Consider the following 21,298-nt stretch of genomic DNA (forward strand, 5'->3'; position numbering starts at 1 on the left):
ATGCACCTGTTGATCGGGCCTTCCTCCATTCTACCCCCACCAAAGCATCTATCCGGTGCGCAGCCCAAACCCGGTGATAATCAAGCTGTGCCCGGTACTGCTCCGAAAGTAACCGCCCCTCGTTCCTGTCCATAATGGCACCTACGGGGATTGGATAAGTAACAGCCCCACCCGTGCCCACCTGCGCAAAACTGTTAATCAGGTTGCGGGTATAATAACTCCCTAAGCCCTGTAAAATCTCCCTGTTGGTACGCTGCTCTTCGATATTGTATTTAAGCGATAGCTTAAAGCCCAGCGGCAGTTTATAACCCAAATCGAAACTGGCCATCAGGTCGGTCAACCGGGTTACATTATCGGTGTACTGATTATCCAGCAGCGGGTAATACGACCAGTCTAACAGTTGGGTTACCGCTGGCGAAGCCAGATAAGCCGCCCTGTAGTTCTTGATAATGGGCAATGGGTTTCCATTGGCATCGGCAAAGGCCGCATATGGGTAAAGTGAGGTGGTACTGGTAATGCCACCAATGCCGGGCTGCCCTGCTGTAACTTTGCCGCCCGTATAACTGAACAGGGTATTTAAATTCAGGTTGCGCAGCAGCGTAAAATTATTGCTCAGCCTCTGGTTCTGCCTCGCATTGGCCCCATCCAGGTTATCTATATTTTTGTTATAACCTGAAGAAATGAGCCAGGCATGTTTTTCACCCCCGCCCGATAGCGAGAGTGCATACTGTTGGTTTACCCCGGTTTTGTATACATAACTTTCAAAATCATCATACACATCATGTGCGGCGAAACCTGCCTTGGCCTGTTCCAAATCAGCAGTTGAAAGTTTGCCCGCCGCATTCAAAATCAACAGCTCTACAAACGGCGTTAAAGCCGGTTTCTGGCTGGAGTTGATCTGGCTGGTATAATAACCCTTGCCAAATAAAAACTGCTCTACATCAAGCGCATCGGCTGATGAAATGCGTTGCTCGTAATGCAGGTTAGGCTTTTGTGCAAAACCGATGCTACCAGAAAAATTTACCGACAGGGGCGTATTCTTTTTGCCTTTTTTGGTGGTAATTACAATCACGCCGTTCCCGGCGCGGGTACCCCAAATAGAAGCTGCCGCGGCATCCTTTAAAACGGTAATGCTTTCTACATCTTCAGGGTTGATATTGACCAGATCGCCCGCATAAGGAAAATCATCTACCACAACCAGCGGATCGCGCGGGCCACGGATGGTACTGGTACCCCGGATAGAAAACTTGCCCGAGGCCGAGGTAGTCCGATCGAAGGTGAGCCCGTTACCAATGGCCTCTAACCTATCGAGTATGTTTTTGCCCACCTGCTGGTCTAACCTGGCCTTATCCAGTTTGTCGAAAGATCCGGTGGCCCGCGTCCTATCCAGCAACTGGTAACCCGTGCTTACCGTAACCTCGTTTAGCTGGTTATCTGCAGGCTGTAAACTCACCTCAAATGGCCCGGTTAACGGCACCGTTACACTAACCGCATAGGTTTTAAAACCCACCGCGGTGGCCACAAAACGGTAAGTACCCGCAGGCAGCTTTACAACAAAGATTCCTTTTGCATCTGTTTGGGTTTTATGCATCAGCCCATCGGCTCCTGTAAGTTCGATGTTCGATAGCACTGCCGTACTATCGGCAGCACTTAAAATTTTGCCGCTAAAGCTTTCCTGCCCAAAGGCGATGAGCGGGCCAAAGCAGATCAATAAGATTAGTATATGTATATTCCTCATTTTAATGGTTTAGTGGTTTGGTTTGGCTGGTCGCTGATCAGCATCATGGTTATTTTTTGCTTCGCCGGCCGCAGGCGCAGACCATATGGTAAAAGCCCGGCATTCACCTCCTGCAGGTTGCCCGTTAAGGGGATGCTGATGGACAGGCGTTGGCTGATCCCCGTTTTGTTAATCACAGGCAGCCTGTTCCAGCCCAGGTTTTCTATATGATCTACAAGTGCCACAAACGGAACATTTTTTAAGTTCAAGGCCCCCTGCCGGCCAGTGCCCTGATCTAAAATTCTGCCACCACCATTGTTCATAGCAGTACGTGCGGTACCGTACCGTTCCAGCACCAGGCAATCGATTTTTTCGGTTTTTAATGTGCCTACGTAAGGCGAATAGGTATTCAGGTCGGCCAGCATCATGGGGTATAATCGGGCCGATAAACGCTCTGGCACTACAAACTCATAGTTGTAGCTATCGCGTAAAAAACCTGCTGAATCGGCACCTGTATACCGGAGCTGTTGATCTGAAAAGCGCTGGCCCGCTGCGCGTTGCAATACCCTGCCGATGCTACTGTACAGGCTAAAAAAGTTGGTATTGGTAAAGGCACGTCCTAACAACAGGCCCGATTTAGCTTTCCTCAACTGGGTACCGCTGGCCAGGCCAGATACCCGCCCTTTGGTTAACAGGCTGTACTTTTGCAAACCCTTGGTAGGGAAATCGGCCGAGCTGAATAAAGGCAAAGCCGGATCGATATTTTTTTTATTAACAAAGCTATTCCCCACTCCCGCCATGGCCTGCAACAGTTTCAGTTCCTCCAGTTCTTCCTCTCCTGTTATGGCCAATACTTTACCATCTTTACCAATCCATACATAGTGGGGTATGGTACGGTGCGGGAAGGTGTTGTTCAGCAGGGTATCGGCCACAATAGCGGTAAAGGCTTCGTTATGCTCGTCTTTTCTTTTTTGCAGAAACGCAGTTGCTCTGGCTAGCGGTTCGTTATTCACCAGAATGATCTGCAGATCGTTTTGGTATTTTTGTTGCAGCACCTGCATTTTGGGGAAACTGGTGATGCAGGGCACACAATAGGTGGCCCAAAAATCGAGCAAAATCAGTTTGCCGCGGTAGCGGTTTAAAGTAACTGAAGTATTTTTGCCTTCATCGGGTTTGTCGCCCGAAAAAGCAAAATGGCTGCTCTGCCAGATGGCTTCAGGAACGGCCCCGCCAACGGCAATCCCGCTGGCCGGCCTGGCTCCCTGCGCTGCAGCCCTATTTGCGGTTAGGGCCATAAACAGCAAAAAATGCAAGAATATTTTTAGCAGGCGCAGGTAATAACTGGGGCATATTTTCCCCAATACCATAGCCAAAGTGGTTCGGTTCATAAAATTTTGGTTAGTTGATAGCGCTTAATGCTGACCTTTAGATCAATAAAAAAAAGCAAATGCAGGGGACCGGATTACTACATCATTAAAAAACCTCAAGCCTGAATTCTATTGATAATGTGCTTTACTTTGGATTCAATTGGCACCTTGCATGAACGGTCGTCACCCTGATCCGATAGCTATCGGATTTGTTTCAGGGCCTTTAAGGCTAGCCAATTTGTCTTACTAAAGTATATTAATTGAATTCAGGGTAAAGCCCCCTGCACCGCCAAAACCTATACGGGATTTTTTGGCTTTAAGGCATAAAGCCGATCGAAAGGATAACAGCTACTGATCTCCATGGCCCACTCCTTCCTGCTCCGTTAAATAATAAGACACCAAAAAATTGAGGTTACAATTAAAACCCCAGGCCTTATTTCCATAAAAAGTACAGAAACAGGTAAAATCATCAGGTACTGGCTTCGCGCCTTGTGGGTGCTGAGACACCTTTGCAACCTGGCTTTTCTCCGCCACAACCTGTTGATGCCCGCCAGCACTTGCCAGCCAGATGCTCCATACGGCAAACGGGCTGTACAAAAAGGCCCAGCAGAGGAAAAAAAGCGGCAGGTAACGGTTATTGGTGGTCATGGTGATATGGTTGGTTAGGTAGATTGGATAGGCATTAACAGCAGAGCGCTCCCTTTATTTCATTAAAAAAAAGGCAAAAACCAGCCCCTCCGCCTAAAAACAGGCAGATACGGACACACCGTATTGCAAATGAGGAAAAAGATACTTACCTTGGGAATGCGAATAACCACAGTAATGCACCCTTGCCTAACAAGCAATAAAGGGCTGGCACCAGGCTAAATTAACCCACCGGGAATAAGTGCGCGCTCTCACACCAACCCCCTTTTTTTATCGGGCTATTTTACACCTGTAATTCCGGCACTGGCATTACGATGGAGAACAGATCACGTTCTTTAATAATAGTTGTAGGGAATAATCTTTTATCACTTCCTTGAAGTGATAACGATTGATGGCGGTTAATTTGTTCGTTTTCATAAACGGTAGTTTTATGTAAAACGATGTAAACTCAACAAAAGCAGAGGGAAACCAGATTGGAAAAACCAATAGGGCGAACTCCAATGCTTTTGATAGAGGTACCGTCAAGAACCAGCTCAAGCCGAGGCCTGAGTTTCACAAAAGACTGACATGAAGTCCGCCCTATTGAATATAAGATATCACGAAGATAGCAAAATCCAATAGATACGGCGAACTCACGGTCGGCTCATGTGAAATTTTGACGGTTTTCTATCATGAGTGACATCGTAAAAAGCAGATTAAAAACCCACTCCTATTTGTCGCTATAAATAACTGATAGCAAATATAATAATAAAAAATAAATGTTGCAATAGTCCAACAAAATATTTTAATAAAATTGGAAAAGCACGAGAAAATATTCAGCCTTGTTGGCTCAAATATTAAAGCATATAGAAAGAAAGCAGGTTTAACACAACAAGAGTTAGCAGATAAGTTTGCTGGTGACCGTTCAAAAATAAGCCTTATAGAAAATGGGAAAGAAAATTTTATGTTTTCAACCCTATTGGATATTGCTGATGGTTTAAATGTGGATGTAAAAAAATTCTTTATGCCAATAAAGAAAACTGAATAAATCTTTACACGGCGATGGAAGCAAGATAACAAGCCCGCCTAATGAAAGATATTAGTTATTTTATAATAAAAACGGTAAATACTTCTACATAATTCTGATAACCGACCACTGTCAGCTTCTTGTTATCCAAGAGAAAATTATTTTTTATTGATTTATCATTCTTAGGTTTTAAAACTGAACTTATTCCCTAAAACCGTTTTCTGTAATTCATTTCATACACGATAGAGAATGAAAATCTTGCGAAATTCTTAGCAGTCAATGGTATTAATAAACAGTTTAACATTTTATTTTTTTATTGAAAATTTTTGAGCATTTTAGAAAACTAAATTTAAAAAAACGAACTCATGAAATCATTTTTAGATCTCAACCTAGGATTTGCTGATGCCGAAAATTATAAGCAGGGTAATCATAAGGAACTTCTTAACAAATTCTTTATAAAAACAGAAGAACTTTATTTGGTATTGAATGACAGCAAATATTTTATTATTGGTGATAAAGGAACGGGCAAAACTGCATATTCACTTTTCTTAAGCAATAATGACTTTCAAAACACATCATCTTATTTAAGTTTTATTAGAGAAACGGAATACGTTAAGTTTATACAGCTAAAAAAATCAAATCAACTCACCTTAACAGAGTATACTAATATCTGGAAAGTTTTAGTTTATTTACTGCTTGCTCAACAGATCGAACGAAGTGAAAAAGAAAGCACTATTTTTTCTTCGTTTTCAAAATTTAAACCGCTTAAGGAGGCGATTGATGAATTCTACAAATCTGCATTTTCACCTGAAATCATATATGCTTTAAGTGTGATCGAAGAAAGTAAAGAGGTTGCTGAGCTATTACACAAATTCTTTAAATTAGCAGGTGAGGAAAAGCATACTGAATCTTACACGGAAAGTAAATTTCAAATAAACCTTCTTTATATACAGAAGAAATTTGAAACAGCTTTATCAAGCTTAAAATTGGAAAAGAATCATGTTCTTTTCATCGACGGAATTGACATTAGACCTAGAAACATTGAATTCGAAGATTATCTTGAATGTGTAAAGGGTTTAGCAAACGCAGTTTGGACATTAAATAATGACTTCTTTTCCAAAATTAAAGATTCAAAAGGCAGAATCAAAGTGATGATCTTGGTTAGACCAGATATATTTTCTCAGCTAGGACTACAGAATTTGAATACAAAAGTCAGGGATAATTCTGTATTGCTCGATTGGCGTACCACCTATCCTCAATATAAACAATCTGGACTGTTTAAGTTAGCAGATAATATTTTGAACTGTCAGCAGCAAGAATTTAATGAACTCGGGCATAGTTGGAACTATTACTTTTCGTTTAGACCAAAAGTCCATCAAAAGGAAGAAGACTCGTTTATCTCATTTCTTAGATTTTCAATGTTCAGACCGCGTGATATAGTCACAATGATGTCTTTGCTGCAAGAAAACTTAAAAGAAGATTCGAATCGAAAACTCCAAATTATTGATCAACTTGACTTTGAAAATTCATCTTTTCGATCAAAATACTCAGACTATCTACTCGGCGAGATAAAGGATTACCTTTCATTTTATCACTCAGATAAAGACTATGAATTATTTCTGAAATTTTTTGAATTCATGAGTGGTAAACCTCAATTCGATTATAACGAGTTCATGGATTGTTATGAAAAATTCGCTGTTTATATAGAAAGAAGTGATATAGACATCCCTTATTTTTTTGAGTCTAATGACAAATTCTTGCAATTTTTATACGACTTAAACATCATATGCTATATAGAAGAAACTGAGGATTCCGAGCCTTTTATTAGATGGTCTTACAGAGAGAGAACATATTCTAACATTAATCCCAAGGTTAAGGAAGGCGTAAAGTACATGATCCACTATGGATTACTAAAGGCCTTTAATTATGGGAAAGCCTACAGGGAAAGGGTTATTGGTTTTAAAAAACGTACTATTAAGTCAGGATTAACAGTAAAAGTTTCACAACAAATTGAAAAAACTAAAAAGTTGGACCTGGCAAATAGTAAAAATGCTTACGATCAAATACTTTTACTAGCTATACAAAATAATGCTGACAAAGATGGCTGGTGTTACCTATCGGCCATCGGCACTTATATTAAGAAAAATTCACATCTTGATGTTAAAGACTTAGGATTTTATAATTTATCAGCATTCATTAAAACAAAACAAGATATAGAGTTCAGGTATGTTGATAAACACAAGCTTATCCGGTTAAAGACAATTAAATAGGATTGGAAGTTGAGCTTTTTGTTTCTCTTTCTGTTTTGATAACTAATGAAAGTTATGTCAGATACTTTATAAGTCAAAGCAATCGAAACAGTACCGATATTTATGTTTGAAGATGCGTACCTTTTATGAATTATCTACAGCATATCTCATAAATCAATTACACGCCTCTATTTATATGATAATTGCTTAGATTTTTATTTAAATGGTTTTAAAATTGGTCTAACTTAATATATGGATTTTTTAAAAGGGGGAGCAATTTTCGGCATCATTGTAGGATTGTGGGATAAGATTAAGGAATTTATTTGGAGGTTTATCTCTTTGGTTGTCCAAAAAGTTGAGCTTTCTACTGAAGAATTACATGATGCAGTAATTTCTTATCTGATCACAAATGCGGATCGTTCAAAAATTTATGATAAAATTTACGGGGCAAATTTTGAATCCTTTACAAATGGGAATACTGGTGCTGTTCCTTATGAGGTTTTTGGAAAACATTCAACTATTTTTTTTCATAAAAAAGGATCTAAAAGATTCATAAAACTTTTCCTTTCCTTTAACAGACATACAGATACACCTGCCGGAAATCAAGAACAGTACCATGGTAACATTGAGGCAGATAAAGTTTATTCTACATTATTGTGCATTCGTGGAACTGTAGATTTTGATATGCTGATTGCGGAGGCTGTAATGCGGCGTAATGAAAAGTTATGGCAGGTTACTCAGCAAGATAAAGAAGAGGAAGAAAGTTCACGGTTTAATATCTATTATTTTCCTGACAATGATTCAGAACATGAGCATTTTCACCGTCACTCCCACTCAAATATCCCATGGTACCAACAAGATCATTATCGTCTGTTAAATTTTAGTAGAGATGAAATTGGTAGGGCTAAACTTGGCAAGGGTAGTGCATTAACAAACCTCGTGTTTCCTGACGAAATAAAAAAGTTAATTTCAAGTATGCAACTTTGGGTAAAAAGCAGAAAGTGGTATGAAGAAAAAGGTATACCGTGGAAGAGAGGCTGGTTGCTTTATGGTGTTCCTGGAGTTGGAAAAACGGCATTGGCAAGGGCTTTTGCAGAGGACCTTAATATGCCTATCTATGTTTTTTCGCTATCACAGCTTAATAATAAATCGTTGACAAATGCCTGGAAACGAATGCAATCTAATATTCCCTGTATAGCTTTATTTGAAGATATTGACAATGTATTTCACGGAAGAAAGAATATTTCTCAACGTTTTCCTTCACCCTTCATGAAAACCGAAGACGATAAGCAAGATGAACGTGGTGAAGATAATGATACCGCTTTCGTGCCGTTAACGTTTGATTGTTTTTTAAACTGTTTAGACGGAGTGGATAAAAGTGATGGTATTTTTACTATCATCACAACCAATGATATTACAAAAATTGACGAAGCGATAGGAAAGCCTGTCGAAACCGAGGATGGCAAGCTTAACTTTGTTTCGACTAGACCTGGACGCATCGATAAAGCGATTAAGCTCGGTTACATGCGCCCTGAAGATAAGGAAGTATTGGCTAAAAGAATATTGAAGGACTCAAATGACCAATTGCAATCGATTTTAAAAGATATTGATAAACGAGGTGATGAGACTCCCGCACAATTTCAAGATATCTGTGTACAACTGGCTGTTGACGAATATTGGAATAAAAATTTAGAATAAGTTAATTATCATGGCGATACTACTACCATTGAAAATACTAAGTTTGGTAAAGCGCTATTTGATAAAATGGATTTACTCAAGCAACATTTTATGAAAACTTACGGCGCTTCACATATGACAAAGGTTATCAAAAACAAGAAAAGATGCAGAACGGGGAGGCATTTTATGCGTACCTATGGAAAGTTGGAAAAAAGGAAATATCAGTTGGTGTAGCGCTTGAAGAAATTGATAGAGGGAATATCTATTATGTGTTAGGGCATATAGATAGAAATTCTCAGATTGAATGTGAACCAAAGCAATTTGAGGAGCAGAGATTAGAGAGATGTCAAAGAGAATTAATTTAAGATAAATTATATTAAAAACAAATAGAAAGTTTGTTTAGCTTGCTAAGCAATTGGCTTGGCAAAAACAAGCTCCCCCCTAAATAATCTTATTACCCCCTGATGGCTATTTTACTAAAACACAGGTGAGCAGAATTCTGCAGTATTTTATTTACAGCGATATGTGGTCAAGTTATACTGGTATTTAACAAATTTATTATCTATCTGATAGCGTTGTTCCATCCTCCTGCCTAGGTACATCCTGTGTATTTGTAAAGATCAGTATTTTGCTCAAAAACTTAATTATCCCAAATAACGCCGTACCAAGAAATGAAAAAACTCCGATAAAATTGGCGTACTTATCCCACCAGTGTGTTGGATCTGAGCTAAGTGAAAACCCTGGAAATAAACTTGATAATTCGAAAGGCGACAACATTAACAACAACCAAATCACGCTGTAAACAACGCATACAAATTTGATAGTTTTGGCAAGCCTAATACTAGCTGTATTATTCTCCTGCGGCTTTATTTGAAAAAATATAAGTTGGGCAAGTAGCATCAGACAGAAAAGCGCGGTAGATAAAATTGCATTCCAATTCACAAATCCCAGAAAGTCTTCACTATCGACAAGATGTTCATCCAACTCTCTGAACAATGCATTTACTCGCTGTTGATCTGTTCCCTTGATAGCTAGTCTTCTGCTATAAGATGCTAAATTGAGATTGATCGAACTAATAGGCTGCTGTTGATTCAGATAGAGGATGTCTAATTTTGAGTATTTTCTGCCATCAAGCTCAATTTGTTCTATTTGCTTGAAACCTGTTAGCGTTTGCGATTCATCTTCCTTACCAACCTCAAGGCTGATTGCATGTTTGCGGTATATATCCAAACTTATGCTATCTGGTAGATTTTCATTATGATAATAATCGATTGCTTTAATAAGCTTTATTAACCTTTCTCTGCTCATCGTCATCCGATCATACATTTTTTCCCTTGAGAATTCGACCTTTTCTTGAGCAAGAGAAGAAATACTGATTGTTAAGAGTATAGCTATTAGTATATATTTCATTTGAGTTAATAGAATCTATACTAAGTTAGCATTAAAAATGTGGCAGTTACTAAAATAGCCTTTATCATCGCCGCTTGACGAACGTTTCTTTTCATTAAACCTCTTGTTGTTAATAATTTTACACCAGATCACAGTAGTAAAAAAAATGCCTTCCAAGATTGATATAACTGTAGATTATTCCAAAACTGCCTGCTGCTTCTGAAACTAATTTAGATGAATTTGAAATAGATAACGATGTATGACTTCAAGTGATATCTATGATAATCAGTTTCGTGTATGACATATTATGGAATCAGTTGAAAATTGTTCGGAATACAAATATGTCAAAATTCATTTTTATATGTATTAAGGATTGCGTTAGCCTGTATGTCAAAAATTCCACTGTTTTTGATAAAGTGCAGTGTAGCAAAAAACCTTTTTATAGCATACTTTGGGATTGACTATGATTAGATAGCTGTGATTTAAAATCTACGTGTTCAAATATAAAACCTGAGAATTATAAATAATTATCTTAAAAAAGCTCAGTAATTATAAACTATAAAAACCTAGTAATTAGCGCGTGTCAGAACTAATCTAGAGTTTAGCTCCTAAAGTTTATTTCTATTACCAGATATAAAGAGAGAGAGTATACATGTGATGGATAAAGTAATATCTATCATATTTGTTATTATAATTAATCTCTGGACGGAGTCCTAAATAGACAAAATTAATGAAAAATGGCCAATGTTATATATTCACTGGCGCATTTGAATTCTTCCAGGTTAACTATAAAGGTTGTAAGCAATTAATTTTACAAAATACATCAATTTATAAATTTGATTGTAAAGATTAGATATATCACTCCTCTTCAATTACTGGGAAAACGTTTGTCGAAATTCTAATCTTTGTCGGCGAAGCACTATCGTATACAAAAGTTCCTGGATATTGAATAAAACCACTACCATCTATACCATATCTTTCAGCAATTGTTTTGAAATTAGGCATAACTGGTTTTGTACCTTTCATGTAGTCATTAAATTCTGATTTGAAAGTTGAAATTGGTCCAGTTAAAACTGGGTATTGACCTATGACTGTATTTCTAATCAAAACAAATGAGGCACCATTTTGCGTGAAAGAAATAATGCCACCTCCGTCAGGATAAACCACTAAATCACCAGGTGAATAACGCTTCCCTTCCTCATAAGCAGGAACGGATGTAGGATGTGGAAAATATGTTCCAAAATTCATGCCGCCAGCATATGCGCTGCCATAATTTCCATCTGCATCTTGAACCACATAGGAGGAATAACCAGTTCCCGCGCCACCGCCACCCCCATAATCAATAACTGCAGATTTTTGAGGTTTCGTAATTTTTTCCTCGGTTTTAGAAACATCAGTGTCTTTTTTACATCCTGCAAAAAATAAGGAGATTGCTGTTGCTAGCGTCAAAATAGTTTTTTTCATATTTAGATTTAATTATTGAAACACTAATATATATATTAAAATATTGCAATACCAATTTTTATTATTTAATATCGTCAGCAAATAATTTAGAATTTTACTTTGAAAATCAAATTGATTCAATAATTAGCTAGTGATACCTTTCTAACCAATATTCTTAATTTACAAGCTTTTCTCACCAAGCATTTCGAGACATTCTAAAAGAATAAAATTTTGCTTCCATTGTAACTTCACTTTCCTGATGGCCAGTTTCATCAATCCTGAAAAAATCCTCAATCGATAGTTTAGGGGTTTCAGAAAAAAAAATTTCCATAGCTTTTAACACACTGCTTTTACCGATGTTATTCTCACCAATTATAAAAGTTGCGTCACCACAAACAATCCAATCCTCTTTTATGCGTCGTAAACCCTTCAAGTGAAAGTATTCAAGTCTCATAATTTCATTTTTTATGAAAATTACGATTATAACTAAGGGTTAAAATACGGAAAACCGTAAATACTGATTTATAAGTAATCCTGAAAGCTAATAAATTTGCTACTGTAGCCGCACATACAAACAATTAAACATAGTATTAAGAGTTCTAATTGGAATTTGATTCTAAACTCCCTAAGAAAATGAATAAACTAAACCTTGCAGACGTAACCAAATATATTGAAGACAACATTCCCGACTCCCACCAGAAACGCCTTGCGACAATAGATAAGATTAAACTTAGCGAAGTATTGAAAAAGAAGAACCCTTATCTTTTCAAAGCAAAAAACGTTAACACCGCAAGTGAAATAATTGAAGGTATACTATCTACTTTCCTTTCATCAAGGGAAGAGGGGATTTTTGGGAATTGGTTAAGATTTTGATAAGCTAATAAATTTAGGCAGTGACAAAGTAATGAAACGGCTTCAATAAACCAATATGAAACTATAATGTTAGCTTTGCTAGAGTAATGCTAAAGCTCTTTATAAATAGAGACTCGGGTTAGTAAAAATTTAATATAAAAAAATTGTGGCTAATTATTCTTTTACATTCAAAAATCCAAATCCGGTTGAACTTTGGAAACAATTTCAGTATGGGCTTAATAGCGATGTTATTGTTAAAAGTATAAATGAAAAGATACATTATACGGTACAAGAGATTAATGACAACTATATTTCGTTTTCGGCTCCGTCTAGGAACAAAGGAGAAATTGAGTTGATTAGCCAAGAAGACTTTGTTAAAACAGTTTCTAAATTATCAGCGTTTAAAACATTTAATACGAGCAACGCCAAAAAGGCATTTAAAGGTGGCGGGCTATATAGAAAGCGTTCTCCCCTATTTGCTATACTTAAGAGTGCAAAAATAATTAAAGAAGTGGCCTTAAAATGAAGAGCATTATTGAAAAGTGGTACATATCACTTATAGCCGTACCCATATTATTAACCTATTTAACAAGTTATTACACTCTGCCAAAATTGTTCGCTGATTGGAAAATAACTATTATATTGTGTCTAACTATATTTTGCACTATATTATTAATAGAGTTACGAATCAAAAGGCAGGACATTAAATTACTGAAATCTGCGCCTAAACCAACTGATATCAGAGCCATAAATAGGCTTTTAAAAAAATTAGATGTAAAGGCTTTTGAAGAAGATATTTGCCATAATGATGCCTGGAATGGTTATCGCCAGGATACTGTAAGTGGCATTATAGATTATCAATATGCAAGTAGGCTATCAAAAAATGAAATTCTCGATATCGATATTAATTTAGCATTGGGTAGATTTAATTTACAACTAGAAAGGTTTACCGACTTTATGGGTTATCATGTTTCTGGTCATCCTGCTGGCTTCCTTGTACCTTTCAAAGATTACGATCAAGAAAAAGCCAAAATAGATTCCGACAGAATGAATGATCTTTCCGGTAAAGCTTACTCTGACTTTAAAGCATTGATGAAATTATTAAAGGAAAAAGGTATAGTTTAGGCTAATGACTGACTTTAACATTTGGTTGATGTCACTACTAACCAAATTTTACCGTCTACAAAAAAGTTGGGCACCAACTGCCAGAATAGTTTTATGTGAGACGCCAATGCAAAAGAACAGAATTGGTCAAATAAGTTTCTAAATAACGCACGATATAGTACAGTATGAATAGATTGATCTTAGTCGGGAACGGATTTGATTTGGCTCATGGGCTGAAAACAAGTTATAATGATTTCATTCTTTGGTATATAACCAACTGCTTCGAAAACAGCTCACAAGGTTATGAGGATGAGCTGTTAAGTATTTACGCAAACAGTTACGTATATGTGAATAATGAACTTGACGGTAGAAGCATCAACGAATACATTTTAGAGCATTACCAAAACGGCAGCCTATCTACCTTAATGGGTACAAAGAAAGAATATTTCATTGATATGGTTTCCTCGGGTGATGACGACATACCACCAGCACCGTGGATATCTGCATTTAAGATAAAATGCAAGTCCAAATTTCTCTGTGAGTTAATTGATAACTGTGCAATTGACAAATGGGTAGATATAGAAAATCTGTTCTATAGCTCGTTAAAAAAGGCGTTAAGAGAGGGGAATCAGCGAAAAGCGGAGGATGTAAAAGACCTAAACAAGTCTTTGACTTTTATCATAGAGCAACTCACTGTCTATCTCAAAGAGATCAGCCACTCTAAAGAAAATATAGATAAGTACAGCATTATTTTGCAGGACACTGTCATTCCGGATGAGATTGTTGAACGCCCTCCCCTCACAAAAGATGATCTACAATACCAATTGCCATCGGAAACTCTGATTTTAAACTTCAACTATACTGATACCATTGAGCAATATTTCCCAGAGAACTTGAATGTAAAAATTAACTATATCCATGGAAAACTCGATGATGTAAGCAACCCGATTATTTTTGGATTTGGTGATGAACTCGATTCGGATTATAGCAAGTTCGAATTAGATACCACAAAACAGCTATTCAAATACATCAAATCGTTCTGGTATTTTAAAACCTCAAACTACCATAACCTGATGAGATTTATTCAGGGGGAGCCTTTCCAGGTGTATATCTTTGGCCATTCTTGTGGCTTATCAGACCGGACTATGCTCAACATGATATTTGAGCATGAAAACTGCGTTTCTATTAAGATATTTTACTATGAAAATCCAAGTACGGGAAATAACAACTACACGGATTTAACAGAAGAGATTTCAAGGCATTTCAGAGATAAAAGGCTGATGAGGCTTAAAATAGTTCCTTTTGACAAGTCATCGCCTATGCCACAAAAATCTTAGCTTTAGCACATTCTTTTTTTTAAATAAAAAGTAATGCTATTTTTTTATACTGTGATTTTTACTTTACTCATGCCATCATCTTAAAAATTCTTTAAGTCTTTCTTTTGCTGAAGAACTGATCCTCATTCTAATGCACGTTCTGTTTACGGGAAACCGTAAACTAATTGATCTAGATTAGATTAGCTTTGAACAGGACTAATATTGGTCCGAAAACTAATTATTAATTGAAATTTATTATGGAAGCAATCAAACCTGGGCCTAAGCCCAAAACAGAAGAGGGGAATGATGATAAGCGAAGGAGGGTTCTCCCGGAAACCAAACCGAAACACCCTGACCTGAAACCTCACATCCACAAACCAAAGGATTGAGCTTAATAGCATGAGGTTTTGCCACCTCATGCTAAGTATAGGCAATTTTATGGTACAAAATTGAAACTTGCTTCCTATACCTAAATAGCGATTTTAGATAAAATATTGCTCACTCCATTTTCCAAAGCAATAGATAACAATACATAAATATTTTGATAGTTATATAATCCCGATCGAAATTGGTTATCTAATCAAATAGAACACATTATAAGCATTACTAAGAAGATCTCAAACTTAGTATCGAAATTTTTGGTGTGGCTTGGTTGTTTAATCCACATCTGGAGAAGAAGCCATAAAAGAACGTGCTTTTGATGACATTAATTGATTATGATATAAGTCAATAAAAGGAAAACGAATCAATATTTTGATCATAAATTATTGATAATTTAGTAAGAATAACTTAACCTCAATTAACCCTCATGAAATATTACCCTATTTTGCTTTCGAAGGCTGGCGAATTAATTGCCTTAGAAAAACTTGCGCAGAATGTTAAAAATACTTCCGCACCTATTATACAAATTGTTGAAGATAACTTTACTTCTATATCAGATCATCTAAAAAACAATTGGTCATTCACAAATAACGAAGTACTATTAGATTTTTCTTTGATTAATAGTTTGTCGAGTAAAATTTCAGATGTAACGCTAATAATAACGGACGCAATCGCAAATGGAATTAATATTACTCCTGTTATTGATTCGAACTCCCCAACTGCATATATTACTACTACTAGATCTTTAGTAAATCAGTTTAATCTTAAAGTTTGTTTTAGAGAAACAAATCCATATAATCTGACTTCGCTTAATTCGCAAATTGCGAGTATTTTAAGTACTTTCTCAATATTTGAATCACAAATGATTCTATTGCTAGATCTCGGTTATGTTCAAGCGAGTAATTTCTCTATAAAAGCGAATAATATCGCTGCGCTGATAGCCGGCCTAATAAACGTTTCCGATTTCGACGCAATAGTTGTTGCGAGCGGGTCTTTCCCCGAAAATTTAACACCATTTACTGCAAATCATCTTCATACAATAAGACGTTATGAAAACGATATCTGGGAATATTTGACAATGCAGAATCTCCCACAAAATTTGAGGTATGGCGATTATGGCACCAAATATCCAACTTATACGAATGTGACATTTACTGGAACGTGCAGTATAAAGTATACGACTGCTAAAACCTTTGTTATCTATCGAGGTGAACTTTCACAAAACCATCCACTTGGAAACGCTCAATATATACAGTTTGCAAAACAACTAGTCTTGGCACCTCACTATTCAGGCTCATCCTTTAGTTGGGGAGACCAAAAAATTGAGACAATTTCTCTTCAATCACTATCACCGCCGCCACGTTTGAAACCTGGTAATGCTAAGACATGGGTCGAGATAAGCCAGAATCATCACTTAACATTATTAGAAAGTCTTTTATAGATTTATATTTAAGGTGACATGGTTTATTAGCAATAGATTCCATGTTTTTAATAAAAATGAGCTAAGTTTGGCGAAAACATTGATTTATGACTGATGTTGATATCAGAATCATTCTGAAAAACACTTTGTTAAAAAATTATTATGAATGTTCAAACAGTAAGGTTGTTGAAGAGCTTGAACTTCCTGTTGCAAAAGCAAGAATAGATATGGCGGTAATCAACGGTTACATGCATGGCTTTGAAATAAAAAGCGCAAGCGATACGTTGAAAAGAATTCCATCTCAAGTTGAGGCATATACTAAGGTATTTGACTACTTATCAATCGTTACAGAGGAAAAATATTGCAATAAGTTACTTACAATGACGCCGAAGTGGGTAGGAATAATTATTTGTAGCAAGGATGGTGAAACAACTTTAATTAGAAAAGCATTAATAAACAAGAAAAAGCAATCATTTTTCCTTGCGAAGCTTTTATGGAAAGATGAATTGCAAATACTTTTGGCTAATAGTGGGGTAAAATTTAATAAATCAGATCGAAGTTGGTTGCTATGTGAGGCACTTGCAAAAAAATTCACAGTAAAAGAGGTATCCGAACTTGTCCGAGAACAACTTCGACTAAGAGCAAACTGGAAAGATTGTTAGTCAATTAGCCGAACTGAGCTGATGATATCTACTTTTTAAGATTTCGTAAAATGACATTTTAACTTCGGCTGTGGATACCCTTAATAATTCGACCTGCTAAATATTTTCATCAGTACAAAAAGATGTATCTGACCCTAGTAGAACCTGTGTACAAGCTTTCGCTCATTAAATAATGAACTTCCCCCTACCTCAACGCCCCGGACTTTCTATCCCCTCACTTGCTGCGAGTTTCAATAATACCTCTGCAACCTATAAATATTACTGGCTGTTATCCATCTTATCTGAACTGGAAGGAGGAAACACCGTGATACCTAAGCACCGGATTTTTGCAGGCATGGTTTCGTTAGCCTGGTACACCGTAAATTATTTCCATATCTCATTCGGCAAGCAAGACCAATTACAGCGGGCCATTAAGCAGATAAGTGAATTGGAAAGTATCACCATTGATGAAAAACAGGAAGTGGTTAAACAGAAAATTATCAACAGCTTGAACCCGTTAACGGCCAAAGCCATACAATATTTTGATCAGGAGGTACCGCACCGCTACCTGAGCCCCTGGTTTCCGGAATGGAAAGGAAACCGTGCCGAAATATACCGCCTTTCGGCAAATTTTGAAAATGATTGCCCCTATGCCCTTGATGAGCAAAACCTCACCATCAACCCACTATGGCATGGTTACCTGCTTGAACATGCTGGTATTTTAAGAGCATTTTGTTACTGGCACCTGAGCCTTTACCTGCAGAAACACAACCCGAACGTTCCTGATATCCCGAATAAACTGATAAAACCTGCCCGCCGGAACAACCTGCTCAACCAGCGTAAATTCTGGAACAGGGTTTTAGACCATACCGGCCCGCTGGAATGTATATACACGCATAAAAAACTGGTACATGGCAGCTTCGCCGTTGAACATTTTATCCCCTATGCCTTTGTATCTCACGATCTGATCTGGAACCTCATCCCGGCCGATCCATCATTCAACAGCCGGAAGAATGATAAACTACCCAGGATGGAAGATTACTTTGACAGGTATTACCGGCTGCAAAAAACAGCTATTGAAGTGATGACTGAAAATTACCCGAACGAGTCCATAATGGAAGATTACCTGAGCCTGTTCCCTAATGCGGATGGGCATCAGTTGCCTGAAACGGATTTACGGGAAAGGTTTTTAGAGAATATACAGCCTTTGCTTACCATTGCGAACAACAATGGTTTTGAATATATTAGAACTCCGATTTCTTAATAGAAGTTTCCGCGCCTTCTTTTTATTTCTTTCTGTATATGAATACTAAACCGTCATCCATTTCCAAATAAATCGCAAGCTGAAAGGCGGTATCGCTATGATATTGCTGACGTGTAGGTGCCTCTTTTGAAACAGTCGGTTGCACGAAACATGAATAAAAAAGTGGCCACCTTGATCAAAAACAGGTGACCACATCTGCTAAAGCTGGCGCTACAGTTAATTATTTAAAAAATCATACTTACCATCATATTCATCAAGTGGATGATATGGTAGGAGTTCTTTTGGAATTAAGGGATGGTCAATCTGTATTTCAAAGCCTTTCAACCAGGCAAGCTTGACGTAGGTTAAGGCGGGTATTGACACATACTGTTCACTAATACCCATGTACCGATTCCGCTTTTTATGATCTTTAAGCAATTGTTTTATTGCCAAACACATTTTAGATTCATCTTTGTCAATCATTCCTTCAAAAAAAAGTATATCAGACAAAATTCCTTTTTGGAGTTTTGGATTTTTAGTATTCATAATTTCAATGCTCCATTTTACCCTTTCCCAATCACCCTTCATGATCTGTTGAATGCAATACAAAAGTGTGCTATAGCCGTGCTCAACCATCCAACTATAATTTGAGTGTCCAAGATCAGCAAAACGATCAATTAGTCGTTTATTGTCGCTTAACAACACATAAGTAAGGTTTTTAATGCCAGAATCCAGAATTCTTGAGTCGTAACGGGTAATTAAAAATTCATCTATGCAACCACACCGATACGCGTTTAATTTAGCATCATGATAATCTTTATTGTGTAAATGGTATAAGAAAAACGTCTCATTGTAGTACCAAAGACCATTAATCTGACCGTCTAAGTTATTTTTTAAACTGATTTGTTCGAGTGTTTCTCTTTCTCTAGCAGAATCTGTTTGATATAGTGATTGGATCGAAATGTAATTTGACATATATATTAACCTTGAAGTACTTTCCTATAAGCCTGTTTAATCCTCATCTATAATTTAGCCTAGAAGAAAGTATCTTTTGCTAAAAAGTCATACTTGTCATCATACTTTTCAAGCGGACAATATGGCAATAATTCTTTTGGAATTAATGGATGATCAATCTGGAGCTCAAAACCTTTTAGCCAAGCTAATTTGGTGTAAGTAAGAGCAGGTATAGAAATATACTGCTCTGAAATACCTAAATACTTGTTTCGTTTTTTATGATCTTTTAGCAATTGATTTATGCACTCAAACATTTTAGACTCGTTCTTTTCTAATAAGGCTTCAAAAAACGATATATCTGAAAGAATCCCTTTCCTTAATTTTGCATTCTTGGTATTCATAATTTCGATACTCCGTTTCACCCCCTCCCAATTATCCTTCATGATTTGCTGAATGCAATATAAAAGTGTGCTATAGCCATGTTCGACCATCCATTTATAAACGCTATGACTAAGATCCGCGTAACGGGCGATCAACTCAGTATTATCACTCAAGAGAGCATAAGTAATATGATTGATTCCCGAATCCAATATTCGAGAATCATAATTATTTATCAGATATTCATCAATGCGAGCGCATCTGTAAAAATGTTGTTTACATGAGATCACATTACCATTGATAAAAAACTCACCCAAAGCCATGTTTTCATTGTAATACCAGAGCATCCCCTCATCACTTTTTACTTGTATTTCCGGCGTTCCAGGAAAATTTATCCTATCCAATGCTACTTTTTCATCCGCTATACTATTGCGATATATTTCCGACAATGGCAACATATTAATAATTTTTAAGTTTGACTATAATTATTTCTCCCGAGGATCTATCTACCCCAGTTACCGTTTTAGTTATACTAGTTTCGCATCGAAGTACTTCTTTGCTTCGTCAACCGAAATTGAGTTTTTTAAGACATTAGAGTTAGGTTGAAGTAGATCCTTTCGGCAGCCCGTGACAACACATAGGCATACGGTAAACAGGTAGGCGATCACCCACCATTGAAAGAGCGTTGTTTTTTCATAATAGTAATTTATATTTTATAGTTTTCCAGTGGTTAAAATATAAAAAATCTATTATTTAAAGAATACGCCATCTGGAAAGACGGTTCAGTCTTAAAAGTCGATTTTCTGGTTTAGATTTGGACAAGTTCAGACTTGAAAACAATATTACCGGATCAATATACTGTTCCGTTAACTTGTTGTATTTATAAAACCATTGATTATTCGCCCTGAATCGATCATCCTCACCTAGTATTTGGTAGATTTTCGTTGCGGCTTCTTTCCCATATCGATTCCGATATACAAGGATAGCCTAAGCCAGTTCATGGTAAATTATGCTCCATTTTATAGCCACAGAGAGCGCTTGATAAATTAGATTTAGATCATTAACAATTGCTAATATAGCGAACTTCAAAACATCATAGAGAAGTTAACTAATCATAATTGGATTTACGCCTATCGTCCCTAAACCAGCCTAAGCAAGTTAAGGTTTGCCATCTGTTCCATATCGGTAAAAGCGTTGATCAGATCCGGCTTGAATTTTAATTATGCAATCGCGGTCATCTACGCGATGCGTTAATCCCCTGGTGGTGTATTCACATTTTCCATTGACGCCTTATCCAAAGAGAATCATCTTACAGCCGTTACGGTCCCCAATCGGAATACAACACCAGGCTCCCCTAGCGTTCCACGCCTGAACCGATGATATTTAAAAAAACTAAATTGATTAAATCACCTTTGATGGCTAAATTTGTTTAAACCTACGGGGAAACTTCCCATGTTGAATAAACCGGATTTGAGATAATGTCCCATCAAAATTTAATTGAATGATCATGATTATC

At 37.0% G+C, this 21,298-nt stretch carries 19 protein-coding genes; 11 read left to right on the forward strand and 8 right to left on the reverse strand.

What is annotated here, in order from left to right; translation table 11 throughout:
• From ACFE6N_RS16075 to ACFE6N_RS16085, 3 genes are all read right to left on the reverse strand, one after another.
• Positions 1 to 1,738: TonB-dependent receptor plug domain-containing protein (locus ACFE6N_RS16075; RefSeq protein ID WP_378938088.1), on the reverse strand; the 1,738-nt coding region annotated here is incomplete at its 3' end.
• Complete coding sequence (locus ACFE6N_RS16080; RefSeq protein WP_378938090.1) at positions 1,735 to 3,105, reverse strand: TlpA family protein disulfide reductase; 1,371 nt, start codon at positions 3,103 to 3,105, stop codon at positions 1,735 to 1,737. The genes ACFE6N_RS16075 and ACFE6N_RS16080, both read right to left, overlap by 4 nt.
• Before the next feature lie 327 nt (positions 3,106 to 3,432).
• On the reverse strand, positions 3,433 to 3,732 hold the full coding sequence (locus ACFE6N_RS16085; RefSeq protein WP_378938092.1) for a hypothetical protein: 300 nt from the start codon (positions 3,730 to 3,732) through the stop codon (positions 3,433 to 3,435).
• Between the two features lie 790 nt (positions 3,733 to 4,522).
• On the opposite strand from ACFE6N_RS16085, the gene ACFE6N_RS16090 reads away from it, so the two are divergent.
• From ACFE6N_RS16090 to ACFE6N_RS16105, 4 genes are all read left to right on the forward strand, one after another.
• Entirely contained in the window at positions 4,523 to 4,756 is a 234-nt protein-coding gene (locus ACFE6N_RS16090; RefSeq protein WP_378938094.1) for a helix-turn-helix domain-containing protein, read from the forward strand.
• A gap of 344 nt (positions 4,757 to 5,100) precedes the next feature.
• On the forward strand, positions 5,101 to 7,005 hold the full coding sequence (locus ACFE6N_RS16095; protein WP_378938096.1) for an OST-HTH/LOTUS domain-containing protein: 1,905 nt from the start codon (positions 5,101 to 5,103) through the stop codon (positions 7,003 to 7,005).
• Between the two features lie 231 nt (positions 7,006 to 7,236).
• The gene (locus ACFE6N_RS16100; protein WP_378938098.1) at positions 7,237 to 8,682 is read left to right on the forward strand and encodes an AAA family ATPase; all 1,446 of its coding nucleotides are present in this window, start codon (positions 7,237 to 7,239) and stop codon (positions 8,680 to 8,682) included.
• A gap of 143 nt (positions 8,683 to 8,825) precedes the next feature.
• On the forward strand, positions 8,826 to 9,026 hold the full coding sequence (locus ACFE6N_RS16105; RefSeq protein ID WP_378938100.1) for a hypothetical protein: 201 nt from the start codon (positions 8,826 to 8,828) through the stop codon (positions 9,024 to 9,026).
• Between the two features lie 193 nt (positions 9,027 to 9,219).
• Here ACFE6N_RS16105 and ACFE6N_RS16110 read toward each other — a convergent pair whose 3' ends face one another.
• The 3 genes from ACFE6N_RS16110 to ACFE6N_RS16120 form a co-directional block, all read right to left on the reverse strand.
• Complete coding sequence (locus ACFE6N_RS16110) at positions 9,220 to 10,071, reverse strand: hypothetical protein (RefSeq protein WP_378938102.1); 852 nt, start codon at positions 10,069 to 10,071, stop codon at positions 9,220 to 9,222.
• Between the two features lie 837 nt (positions 10,072 to 10,908).
• A complete protein-coding gene (locus ACFE6N_RS16115; protein ID WP_378938104.1) occupies positions 10,909 to 11,514 on the reverse strand; it encodes a hypothetical protein in 606 nt (201 codons plus the stop codon).
• 172 nt (positions 11,515 to 11,686) lie between these two features.
• A complete protein-coding gene (locus ACFE6N_RS16120) occupies positions 11,687 to 11,947 on the reverse strand; it encodes an AAA family ATPase (protein ID WP_378938106.1) in 261 nt (86 codons plus the stop codon).
• A 179-nt stretch (positions 11,948 to 12,126) separates the two neighbouring features.
• Between ACFE6N_RS16120 and ACFE6N_RS16125 the strand changes: the two genes are divergently transcribed.
• The 7 genes from ACFE6N_RS16125 (at position 12,127) to ACFE6N_RS16155 (ending at position 18,471) form a co-directional block, all read left to right on the forward strand.
• Positions 12,127 to 12,366 carry a PmeII family type II restriction endonuclease gene (locus tag ACFE6N_RS16125; protein WP_378938108.1) on the forward strand — a complete coding sequence of 80 codons (240 nt, stop codon included), beginning with the start codon at positions 12,127 to 12,129 and terminating at the stop codon, positions 12,364 to 12,366.
• A gap of 145 nt (positions 12,367 to 12,511) precedes the next feature.
• Entirely contained in the window at positions 12,512 to 12,871 is a 360-nt protein-coding gene (locus ACFE6N_RS16130; RefSeq protein ID WP_378938110.1) for a hypothetical protein, read from the forward strand.
• Positions 12,868 to 13,470 carry a hypothetical protein gene (locus tag ACFE6N_RS16135; protein WP_378938112.1) on the forward strand — a complete coding sequence of 201 codons (603 nt, stop codon included), beginning with the start codon at positions 12,868 to 12,870 and terminating at the stop codon, positions 13,468 to 13,470. The genes ACFE6N_RS16130 and ACFE6N_RS16135 overlap by 4 nt, the downstream gene beginning before the upstream one ends.
• Before the next feature lie 164 nt (positions 13,471 to 13,634).
• Positions 13,635 to 14,786, forward strand: a complete 1,152-nt coding sequence (locus tag ACFE6N_RS16140; RefSeq protein WP_378938114.1) for an AbiH family protein — start codon at positions 13,635 to 13,637, stop codon at positions 14,784 to 14,786.
• A 787-nt stretch (positions 14,787 to 15,573) separates the two neighbouring features.
• Entirely contained in the window at positions 15,574 to 16,587 is a 1,014-nt protein-coding gene (locus tag ACFE6N_RS16145; protein ID WP_378938116.1) for a beta family protein, read from the forward strand.
• 86 nt (positions 16,588 to 16,673) lie between these two features.
• Positions 16,674 to 17,228 (forward strand): sce7726 family protein, encoded by a 555-nt coding sequence (locus tag ACFE6N_RS16150; RefSeq protein WP_378938118.1) that lies wholly within the window; start codon positions 16,674 to 16,676, stop codon positions 17,226 to 17,228.
• Positions 17,229 to 17,400: 172 nt separating this feature from the next.
• Positions 17,401 to 18,471 (forward strand): HNH endonuclease domain-containing protein, encoded by a 1,071-nt coding sequence (locus ACFE6N_RS16155; RefSeq protein WP_378938120.1) that lies wholly within the window; start codon positions 17,401 to 17,403, stop codon positions 18,469 to 18,471.
• Between the two features lie 216 nt (positions 18,472 to 18,687).
• On the opposite strand, the gene ACFE6N_RS16160 is transcribed toward ACFE6N_RS16155, so the two are convergent.
• Positions 18,688 to 19,425, reverse strand: coding sequence for an immunity 49 family protein (locus ACFE6N_RS16160; RefSeq protein ID WP_378938122.1), 738 nt, complete (start codon positions 19,423 to 19,425; stop codon positions 18,688 to 18,690).
• A gap of 59 nt (positions 19,426 to 19,484) precedes the next feature.
• Positions 19,485 to 20,240 (reverse strand): Imm49 family immunity protein, encoded by a 756-nt coding sequence (locus tag ACFE6N_RS16165; protein WP_378938124.1) that lies wholly within the window; start codon positions 20,238 to 20,240, stop codon positions 19,485 to 19,487.
• Positions 20,241 to 21,298: the final 1,058 nt, after the last annotated feature.

The organism is Pedobacter sp. BG31, from assembly GCF_042464845.1.
Taxonomy (GTDB): domain Bacteria; phylum Bacteroidota; class Bacteroidia; order Sphingobacteriales; family Sphingobacteriaceae; genus Pedobacter; species Pedobacter suwonensis.

Coding starts and splice junctions, on each gene's coding strand:
- ACFE6N_RS16080 (WP_378938090.1), bottom strand. CDS start 3,105: ATGAACCGAACCACTTTGGCTATGGTATTGGGGAAAATATGCCCCAGT.
- ACFE6N_RS16085 (WP_378938092.1), bottom strand. CDS start 3,732: ATGACCACCAATAACCGTTACCTGCCGCTTTTTTTCCTCTGCTGGGCC.
- ACFE6N_RS16095 (WP_378938096.1), top strand. CDS start 5,101: ATGAAATCATTTTTAGATCTCAACCTAGGATTTGCTGATGCCGAAAAT.
- ACFE6N_RS16100 (WP_378938098.1), top strand. CDS start 7,237: ATGGATTTTTTAAAAGGGGGAGCAATTTTCGGCATCATTGTAGGATTG.
- ACFE6N_RS16105 (WP_378938100.1), top strand. CDS start 8,826: ATGCAGAACGGGGAGGCATTTTATGCGTACCTATGGAAAGTTGGAAAA.
- ACFE6N_RS16110 (WP_378938102.1), bottom strand. CDS start 10,071: ATGAAATATATACTAATAGCTATACTCTTAACAATCAGTATTTCTTCT.
- ACFE6N_RS16115 (WP_378938104.1), bottom strand. CDS start 11,514: ATGAAAAAAACTATTTTGACGCTAGCAACAGCAATCTCCTTATTTTTT.
- ACFE6N_RS16120 (WP_378938106.1), bottom strand. CDS start 11,947: ATGAGACTTGAATACTTTCACTTGAAGGGTTTACGACGCATAAAAGAG.
- ACFE6N_RS16125 (WP_378938108.1), top strand. CDS start 12,127: ATGAATAAACTAAACCTTGCAGACGTAACCAAATATATTGAAGACAAC.
- ACFE6N_RS16135 (WP_378938112.1), top strand. CDS start 12,868: ATGAAGAGCATTATTGAAAAGTGGTACATATCACTTATAGCCGTACCC.
- ACFE6N_RS16140 (WP_378938114.1), top strand. CDS start 13,635: ATGAATAGATTGATCTTAGTCGGGAACGGATTTGATTTGGCTCATGGG.
- ACFE6N_RS16145 (WP_378938116.1), top strand. CDS start 15,574: ATGAAATATTACCCTATTTTGCTTTCGAAGGCTGGCGAATTAATTGCC.
- ACFE6N_RS16150 (WP_378938118.1), top strand. CDS start 16,674: ATGACTGATGTTGATATCAGAATCATTCTGAAAAACACTTTGTTAAAA.
- ACFE6N_RS16155 (WP_378938120.1), top strand. CDS start 17,401: ATGAACTTCCCCCTACCTCAACGCCCCGGACTTTCTATCCCCTCACTT.
- ACFE6N_RS16160 (WP_378938122.1), bottom strand. CDS start 19,425: ATGTCAAATTACATTTCGATCCAATCACTATATCAAACAGATTCTGCT.
- ACFE6N_RS16165 (WP_378938124.1), bottom strand. CDS start 20,240: ATGTTGCCATTGTCGGAAATATATCGCAATAGTATAGCGGATGAAAAA.